8 protein-coding genes are annotated in these 8128 nt (G+C 46.5%); 4 read left to right on the forward strand and 4 right to left on the reverse strand.

Going from position 1 to position 8128, the window contains the following annotated elements:
• Positions 1–378: 378 nt before the first annotated feature.
• From H6G13_RS03715 to H6G13_RS03725, 3 genes are all read right to left on the reverse strand, one after another.
• Positions 379–852, reverse strand: a complete 474-nt coding sequence (locus H6G13_RS03715; protein WP_190481832.1) for a hypothetical protein — start codon at positions 850–852, stop codon at positions 379–381.
• Positions 853–1003: 151 nt separating this feature from the next.
• Entirely contained in the window at positions 1004–1420 is a 417-nt protein-coding gene (locus tag H6G13_RS03720) for a hypothetical protein (RefSeq protein ID WP_190481833.1), read from the reverse strand.
• A gap of 517 nt (positions 1421–1937) precedes the next feature.
• Positions 1938–2084 (reverse strand): hypothetical protein, encoded by a 147-nt coding sequence (locus H6G13_RS03725; RefSeq protein ID WP_190481834.1) that lies wholly within the window; start codon positions 2082–2084, stop codon positions 1938–1940.
• Positions 2085–2557: 473 nt separating this feature from the next.
• Here H6G13_RS03725 and H6G13_RS03735 point away from each other — a divergent pair, with 473 nt between their 5' ends.
• The gene (locus H6G13_RS03735; protein WP_190481836.1) at positions 2558–2794 is read left to right on the forward strand and encodes a hypothetical protein; all 237 of its coding nucleotides are present in this window, start codon (positions 2558–2560) and stop codon (positions 2792–2794) included.
• A 243-nt stretch (positions 2795–3037) separates the two neighbouring features.
• On the forward strand, positions 3038–4897 hold the full coding sequence (locus H6G13_RS03740) for a hypothetical protein (protein ID WP_190481837.1): 1860 nt from the start codon (positions 3038–3040) through the stop codon (positions 4895–4897).
• A 709-nt stretch (positions 4898–5606) separates the two neighbouring features.
• Here H6G13_RS03740 and H6G13_RS03745 read toward each other — a convergent pair.
• Positions 5607–7019, reverse strand: coding sequence for a HEPN domain-containing protein (locus tag H6G13_RS03745; RefSeq protein ID WP_190481838.1), 1413 nt, complete (start codon positions 7017–7019; stop codon positions 5607–5609).
• A gap of 77 nt (positions 7020–7096) precedes the next feature.
• On the opposite strand from H6G13_RS03745, the gene H6G13_RS28470 reads away from it, so the two are divergent.
• Both H6G13_RS28470 and H6G13_RS03750 read left to right on the forward strand, forming a co-directional pair.
• Entirely contained in the window at positions 7097–7240 is a 144-nt protein-coding gene (locus H6G13_RS28470; RefSeq protein ID WP_206756507.1) for a hypothetical protein, read from the forward strand.
• A 169-nt stretch (positions 7241–7409) separates the two neighbouring features.
• Positions 7410–7970, forward strand: a complete 561-nt coding sequence (locus tag H6G13_RS03750; RefSeq protein ID WP_190481839.1) for a hypothetical protein — start codon at positions 7410–7412, stop codon at positions 7968–7970.
• Positions 7971–8128 lie beyond the last annotated feature (158 nt).

Genomic DNA, 8128 nt, shown 5'->3' on the forward strand with positions numbered 1-8128 from the left:
TGTTTAGCAGAGGTTGCCAGTGGATGCCGCGACACATCTTTAATGTGGGCATCAGAATGGCTGCGACCTGGGGGCTTACCGGGTCGATTGTGCCCTGGTAACTAAGGCACTTAGCTATACCTGTTGTAAGGAGTAGGCGGGATTTGCCCAGACCGCGACCAGCGACTACAACCTTAGCCCTGGCACGACTGCTGAACACCCGCATCTGGGCTTTATGCAGGTCGAGTCGTAATTGCATTTATACGCACAACAAAAAACCCCCAACCAGTAAGGGCGGGGGTTCAGAATTAGGAGCACATACAGATGACTTACTTCATCCTTAATTAGATCACGGGCAACATTAACCAAGGTGTGCAAATAAGCAGCTGACCTCGATACCTACTCCGCTGCGTTATCATCCTCGGAATCGGGGTCAGCCAATCCAATAATCAATTCAAATTTCTGTTCCGGCTCAGTCGAACCTAATACACGGTCTAGCAACCATTTATCAGGGATGATACTCTCTCGCTCTTCTTTAATCACAACGCCTTGAGCACCCAAGGTCTGCTTCACCTTGTAAGCAGTACCAGTGAGTACCTGGTCTATCCATGCCTCAGCCTGTAGACGACGCTGAGCGAGCTTATCAACTACTCTATTGACTTCTACATCCTGTGTGCCTTCCCACCCTTTACGAGCCTCAGCAACAGCTGCAGCAAACTCAGGGTGATCTTTGTACCAGCGGTAATACGTGGACTTACTACAGCCTATGATGATGATGACTTCATCGTCAGCCGCACCCTCTTTGACCAACCGGCAGACCCTATCCACGATTTGTTGGCTGTAGCGTACTTGCTTAGCCTTCTTGCGTGCCATGTCTCATTCAGGTCCTAATTGAGTCCGATTCGAGTACGACTTGTCCGTTATAGTCCCAAAAAGGAGCCGAAGCCTGATTCTATCAAGCTCCGGCGTCCACCAAAACCAAAGGAGATTTATATGCCTCTACTTATATAGAGGCGTGCAGTTTCTAGAGTAGCTTGTGCACCACCTCAGCTAAGGCGTTGATGGCATCTACGATTAGGTAACTTTGGTAGTCATCTAGGCGCATGCCGCGAGGGAGCCACTTACTCAGTAGGTTGTTGGCCTTGGAGCTATCGCAGTAGTAACTCAGCAGGACAGCCCGGTGTTCCAGAGGCAGCTGTTTGATTGAATCAGTCATCGTCTCATCATCTAAGACAGACAACAGAGGCTTACCCGATATAAGTTGGTTGGCTTCTTTGTAGAGATTTACTAGGTACTTGTCATCTACAAAGTTGAGCCGCCCCTCGAAGTATAGTTCTAGGGCCTCTTCCAGCTCGTGTAAGTTGATGTAGGGGCACTGACGGGGCGCGACTGCCTCAACATATAGAAAAGCTTCTTCAGGTCTGATGGTGGTGTCTAGCACGCTTGAACCTCCCAGAAAAGATCTCTCATGTCACCTGCGTGCCCACACTCAGCCTGAGTAAGCTCGTTCAACTTTCGCTCGCTCAGGATTGTGCGGGTGCTTTTAAGTTCGGCCTCGATGATGCTGTTTAGGTTTGACGTGAACCAGGTAGCGATTTGCTCTTTGTACCTGGAGTGAAGGTTCTTGGTGTTTAGGTACTGCCTAATCATCAGGAAAAGACCCCGGCGTGCCAGTGTGGCGTACTCAGGATGAATCTGACTCTTGAATCGATATCGTAGAGCACTAAAGGTGATACCTGCGCGGCGAGCAAGTTGGCGCAGGGAGGAACCTCTTATGTAAGCGATAAAGAGTTTAATGGTGGCATCGCGCCGTTCTTGCTGCTTAGCAGTCATCTCAGGGGTTTCTACTACTCTTGATTCTTGTAGTTTCCCAAAACTAAAGGTATTAGATGTGCGCTAATTACAGACACTAAAAAGCCCTGACTATATAGTCAGGGCTTAAAAAGCTCTCTACTTATCTAGCTTTTTGCAGCTTCTAGTGCATCTAGTTCTACGTTGAGCTGGTCAATCTTTGCTTGGTTCAACCTAACCTTACCTGCCAACACCAGCGTGTTCAAACCTTGGACGATGGCATAAATTTGCTGTGCGGTTTTGGTGGATTGCATTGTTCTGTCTCCTCTTTTTGTCTCTATACATAGAGTACTACAAGCAACAGGACAAAATCTGTTCATTTGCAAACTGAGGGTTTGCAGATGTCGCTTCTAACTGCACACATGTAGATCTTTTTTTCTGCGATACTAAGAGAGTAAAGCAAGTAAGAGACTCGCAATGGCTAAGTGGAAGTTAAGGCAAACTCTGGCAGATAGAAAGGTTTCAGTGACTCAGTTGGCAATTCACTTAGGTCGGTCGCGCACGACAGTAAGCAACTGGGCTAACTCAGACGAGATTCCAAGCGCTAGAGGCTTCAACGAGATGCTGGATAAGATTTGCGAGATTCTGAAATGTACGCCCGCAGATTTGATTGAGTCTAGCCCAGATAAGAAGGATTAAACGCTACAGCAAACCCCAGACCCGTAAGCGGCATTCGGGCACCACAAAAGGGAGAAGAATCAAGCCAAAAAACAAAAGGGGCATCGACATGTCAAGCGCACAAAGCCAAGAAATGCAAATACGCCAGATTGTTAGGGAGACCCTGCAAATGGCAACAGTGGTCGCCACCAAGAACGGGGCAGAGATATTCAAGATGGTTGCCCGCGCTGGCCTGCCTTTCACCATCGAAGAGCTGCAGCCGATTCACAAAGAGCTAGAGAAGAGGATGGGCGAGGGCTGCAAGGTGACTTATGAGTTCGAGACCTCCACACAGTTAGATAACTAATCTGCACAGAAAGAGAGGTCTAGTTTTCCGCAGTATGAGGAGGTTGGTTGGGAGCCAACCCCTCAGAGGTCAAAACAAAACCGCCACCTTTGGGAGAAGCAGCGGTTTAACAAATATTCGGATTTGGGACTCTAATTCAAATCCAAGAGCAAAGACAAAGAACACAGAACCAAGGTGCTTAACGTGCCTAGCACATCCAACACGTCTAACACATCTAACACATCTAACACTCCTAATACTACCATGAATCAGATTGCGGCGACAGCTGAAAACGACGCTAAAGTGGCCAACTCGGAAAAGGTGTGTAAAACCTTAGATGAGATTTTTGCAAAGTTGCCTACTAAGACACAGAAGCAGATTAATAAACAGCTTGACTACTTGTATCATCGGCCTCTGGCTTATGACCTAAGAAAAGCGCTTAGAAAGAGAGGCCAGGAGGAGCTAGCAGCTAACAAATGGTTTGTGTGCACTGCATTCGCTCTAATGAAGGTAGTGGATGTGAATTACCGTCAGCGCAGTGGCGATATTTACTTTTCCGAGATTCCTACGAAAATTATCTGCAGCCAGCTAACAGGCACTCATGCAGACGAATATGATAAAAAAAGTGATCTCAGGAGCTTGATGGGTGCCATTAGCCGTGAGATACTACCCGCTTTAGAACGTGAGGGGCTAATCGAGGTAAGGGACTACATTAGCAAGGTAGTCTGCCGGGGCTTTGACGTAAGCGGAGCCCATACTTTAATCGATAAAGTGGTGTATGCCATCGCAGTGGAGCAGACTGATCACGATATGGGTCCCGACGCGCACATTCTCCTAGCGCCTGAAGAATGCCCACCAACAGGTGTTGGTCGTAAGCCAGCACCTAATAGTGATACTTGGGCGCGTGAAAAAAGCCGCTTAGCAAAAGAAACACTCGGCACCATAGAATACCTTAGAAACTGCACGTTTACGTTTGAGGCTGACCTATACAAGCGTATGGGACATAGGTGGATTGAGGAATTCGTAACGCTAACCAGCCATAGGGACCAAACCGAGCGGAACAGGGCAAAAAAGGTATCCATTCGCTCTGCCCTAGGTGGGCTGGACGTAACTATGTACAGCCCACAATATCACGCTACTTGGCACCTACAAGGGCCTGGGCGGATACACACAATAGGAGGGCCACTCAACCTGTCTAAGGAGCTACGCTGGCTGCTTATTGGCCCAAGCAATGACAATAATGTGATGCTAGAGTTGGATCTCAAATGCGCTCAGCTCATCATCTTGTGCAAGCTTTTAGGATGTGACGAATTGCTGGAGAAGATTAAGTCAATCATTCACAATGGCGGTTCTATCTGGAAGCATATCTGTCCAAAGGATTACGATGTTCCCAAGCGTGCACTTAAGGTGATTGTCTACTCACTCTGCTTTGGAGCAAGACTTAAAAATCTCCGCCTCCTTGCAAACGGAGAGTTGGAGAAGCATGACACAACATTTAGGTTTACCCAAGAACAAATAGACGCTATTCAAGATGGCTTTCTCAAACCGTTAGTGGAGGCGCGCGAGAAGTGGCTGCGTCAGTACAAAGTTAAAAATCTGATTGATGACAAGAACAAATGTAATACTCCTGTCATCATCAAGAACAAGCTGGGCCGTCCATTTCACCTCAAGAAAGAGGCAAAAGAATACTATGCCAAATACATGGAAGATAAGGCTAGGTATGAAGACTACCGCAAGGCACAGAAAGGCAAGGTTAGTAAGAAGCGCCCAAGTCTCAACAACATGAAAATCGCTGGCAAGGCGCTGGCACACATGGCTCAAGGCTGGGAGCAGTGGATTATGCAGAGCTTTATATCTGGCCCTGCTATGCGGGAAAACATCGTCTCATTCCAGTACGACGGTTTGACTGTAGAGGTTCACCCAGATTCTATGGATGAAGTAATGCAGAGATATCAGGGCTGGCTGAAAGAGTTCGACCCCGACCAAATGTTCGAATTTATTCCCATACGTTTCAGACAAAACAAGCTGCTAACGTATCACTTAGAGCGGGTCATACCCCTGACGCTATCGAATAACTGGGAAATATTCAACCATAATGACTCCCACGTCCTATACGCTCACTAAGTCCCCCCCCCTCTTACATACATCACAACGACCTATCGCTATTAGGTCGTTTTTTTTCACCATCCCTTCTCCCCTCCCTTCTCCCCTCCCTCCTCTCCTCCCACCTTCTCCCCTCTCTCCTTCCTCCATCTCCCTCCCCCTCTCCTCCTCCTCTCTTCATCTCCCCCTTCCTCCCCCTCCTTCACCCTCCCCACCCATCCTCCTCCTACTCTCTCTCTCTCCCCTCCTACTTCCCTCCTTCTTCCTCTTCCTTCATCTCTCTCTACTTCCTCCTTCCTCCTCTTCTTCCTCTCTCCCCTTCTTCTCTCCTCTACTTCTCCCTCTTCTCTCTCTCCCTCTATCCTCCTTTTCCCTCCCCTCCCCTCCCCTCTCTTCCTCTCCCTCCCTCCCGTATCCTCTATCCCTTATATGACTCTATTAGAGTTCTATGTAACCTATATATATCAAGGCTTTGAGGGTCCTAAAAAAACCCCGCACTTTTTTCAAAAGCTACTTAAATATGGCCGCGCCCTGCACCCCACGCAGGCGGGCAGCTACACACGCACGCAACTAAGACGGGAGAAGACGGGGGGAAGAGGGAGAGGCCAGACAAGGAAAACAGAACAGACACATCAACGCTGAACATTGTCGAGAAAGATGAATAGCCTTTCTTCTACATGATTTCCCTATGGGATGCCTGGAGCAAGCCGCTGAAGCCTCAATATCATCATCAAGTACTTTTTTTACTACTAGCTTCTATGCACTGCTCCTTAATTTTTGGAGGCAAATCCCCAAAACGCCGAGTGACTTCTTGATTTATGTCAATTCTTTGAGTGACCCCACATTCTATAAGGTGAAGCAAAGAGAGAATTGTCCAGCAAGTCAACTTACACATTTCCGCGAGTTCAGCTTTGCTCACTCCATTTCTTAGGCCGTCATGTACTAAGTCCCCCCGTTTTTGATAAAGCATGCAAACCGACCGGTATACAGCAAGAATCTTGTCATCACCTTTAATAAAACTGTATCCTCCTAAATCAGTTAACAGTATGGAAACGCCTCTCGCAATGATAAAAGTCCTGGATTTCTTCCCAGGGTAATATTTCTTAGGAAATACACATTCTAAAGCTGTCCAAAACTTAAAGAAGGAGGCATCAGAATTGAAATCATTTTGTGCTTCACCCACCCAGTTGATTGCTTTCATTACACAATCTTCTACCTCTTTTCTCTCTATATTGTTGAGAAGCTGGGTAATCAAGTTATAGTAAGCACCTTCTTCTAATTGACTAATCCTGTGCTCATCCAGTAGAAAATGTTGCCCTCGGATGTTTGTTCTTTTAGGTCCCCAATGAAAAGATAATCTGTTGTTGTCATGTTCTTTGACTAAGAAACAACCTGCATCGACAAACGCTTCGGAGCTAAGAGTAATTCTTGGAACATCCTCATCATGGATACTTGCATGAGAATAAAGGCAAATGACGTATCTTAAATAATTTATAGTTTCTTCGATTCTGAACCGGGCAAATTTTTGTGAGAATATTTCATCGCCAACCCATGAGCACTTAATGCATGTCCTCCCCAAAAAACCCTTCTCTAGATATCCTCTATACACTTTCTCATTTTCCTCTGTCACTTTTTGATCTTGGGCAAGAAGATGATTTATTTCATCTAAATCAAATTCAAATATTTGAATAGCTCCCAAGTCAATTCTTATTCCTTTTCGGACGATTAATCCATTAATGGGGAAGTAATATGAGTAGTTTTTTATGCTCGAAAAGATTCGATTAAGTATAGAAGCTTCAATATCGTCGTACAATAAATCCTTCTTAGATTCTGCAGGCGATAAAACTTTGGTCTTTATTTCATCCCTAATTGATTTATAAATATTGTCAAAGCTCGAAGATCTGTTCGCCTCAGGAATCGCTGACAAAATAGACGCCATGTCTCTGATTCCTTTCTTAGAAGCATCATTAAAGTAAAAAGTTTCTCCAGGGCTGATTTCTATTTGCCTTTCAATGATTTCTACAAGGTCACTACTTCTTAGCTCTTCGGGATCCCTGAAGTAGTTTTGTGGTCTTGACAAAGTATCATTCCAGATTCGTTTCAGTTCCTGCCTTTTTTCGTTATCGGGAAGATTGTTTTTCATGTAAAGAGCCTGCTTTAACACGCACACATTTGCCTACCTTACCCGTGCAAATATAGAGCATAACCAAGGAGATTCCTATGAAACCTGTGAGCAGCGTCAAATATATTCCAGTCATCCTTCACCCGAACGGATTCATCCCGACCGTAACCGACAACACTTACCCCGCGCATCTAGCTCAACTGGCCCGCGAGGCAGTCGAAGCCGCTAAATCAGAAATTTAGTCCCTCCAGAATCGCCTCAGACGAGCGAAAAGCCCCCTTTATGTACCATCGCACGTCGCGTCTCCTAAAGGGGGCTTTCGCATAACACCCAAAACCCTTGATATAGGTAGGTTCCATGCTTTATACATACACACTCTCTCCCGCTAGAGCCCTCATTAAGCAGCACGGTTTGACCGTATCTGATATCGCCGCCCACATTGTTGAGCAGGCTAGGGGAGCTTACACACAGAATCAGATCGAAGCGTGGCTAAACGACAACTACCCCGCAGAGAGAACAACCCTGAACTGCAATCTGCTGGTGGCTCTGTCCCTGTTACTAGACGAGAACCCTCAGGACTTATTCAAACTTGAACCTGACTTCGCATCGGCCTACGGGCTGCATCGCCCAGGGTACAACCCAGATGATGAAGCAAAGCTGTTACTAACTTTTTGGCGGTTGGATCTGATTCGTGTATTTGAGCCAAGCTCTTCCTCCACCTCATGTGTGAGGATGCTCACAGAAAGAGATAAGAAGGCATTTGATGCTGCTTGGCAGCACGGGCTTTCGATAGGAGATATCGCGGGCCTGCTGAACATCCCAACTAACACTAGGCTGTATCTGCAGCTAAGAGACTACGCCCTTTCCCAGGGCTGCGACCTACGCGCTCGTGGTATTGCGGTCGGAGCTACTAAAAGAAGGAAAATAAACAACAACAATAGTAAGGTTCAACGTAATGCAGTACACCTATAGCTTGCAAAAGGTCATTGACATCGCCAGATCTAAATCTATCTCTGTGAGTGCATCCCAGTCTTGTAGGACTAAGCAGAGAACCTGCCGTTAAGGTAGGCACAACGATGCAGTAGCACCTGTTGCACGTTATTCGAACTCCATTGAGCACCCGAGATCTT

This window comes from Pseudanabaena sp. FACHB-2040 (genome assembly GCF_014696715.1).
Taxonomy (GTDB): Bacteria; Cyanobacteriota; Cyanobacteriia; order Phormidesmidales; family Phormidesmidaceae; genus JACVSF01.

Coding starts and splice junctions, on each gene's coding strand:
- H6G13_RS03715 (WP_190481832.1), bottom strand. CDS start 852: ATGGCACGCAAGAAGGCTAAGCAAGTACGCTACAGCCAACAAATCGTG.
- H6G13_RS03725 (WP_190481834.1), bottom strand. CDS start 2,084: ATGCAATCCACCAAAACCGCACAGCAAATTTATGCCATCGTCCAAGGT.
- H6G13_RS03735 (WP_190481836.1), top strand. CDS start 2,558: ATGTCAAGCGCACAAAGCCAAGAAATGCAAATACGCCAGATTGTTAGG.
- H6G13_RS03740 (WP_190481837.1), top strand. CDS start 3,038: ATGAATCAGATTGCGGCGACAGCTGAAAACGACGCTAAAGTGGCCAAC.
- H6G13_RS03745 (WP_190481838.1), bottom strand. CDS start 7,019: ATGAAAAACAATCTTCCCGATAACGAAAAAAGGCAGGAACTGAAACGA.
- H6G13_RS28470 (WP_206756507.1), top strand. CDS start 7,097: ATGAAACCTGTGAGCAGCGTCAAATATATTCCAGTCATCCTTCACCCG.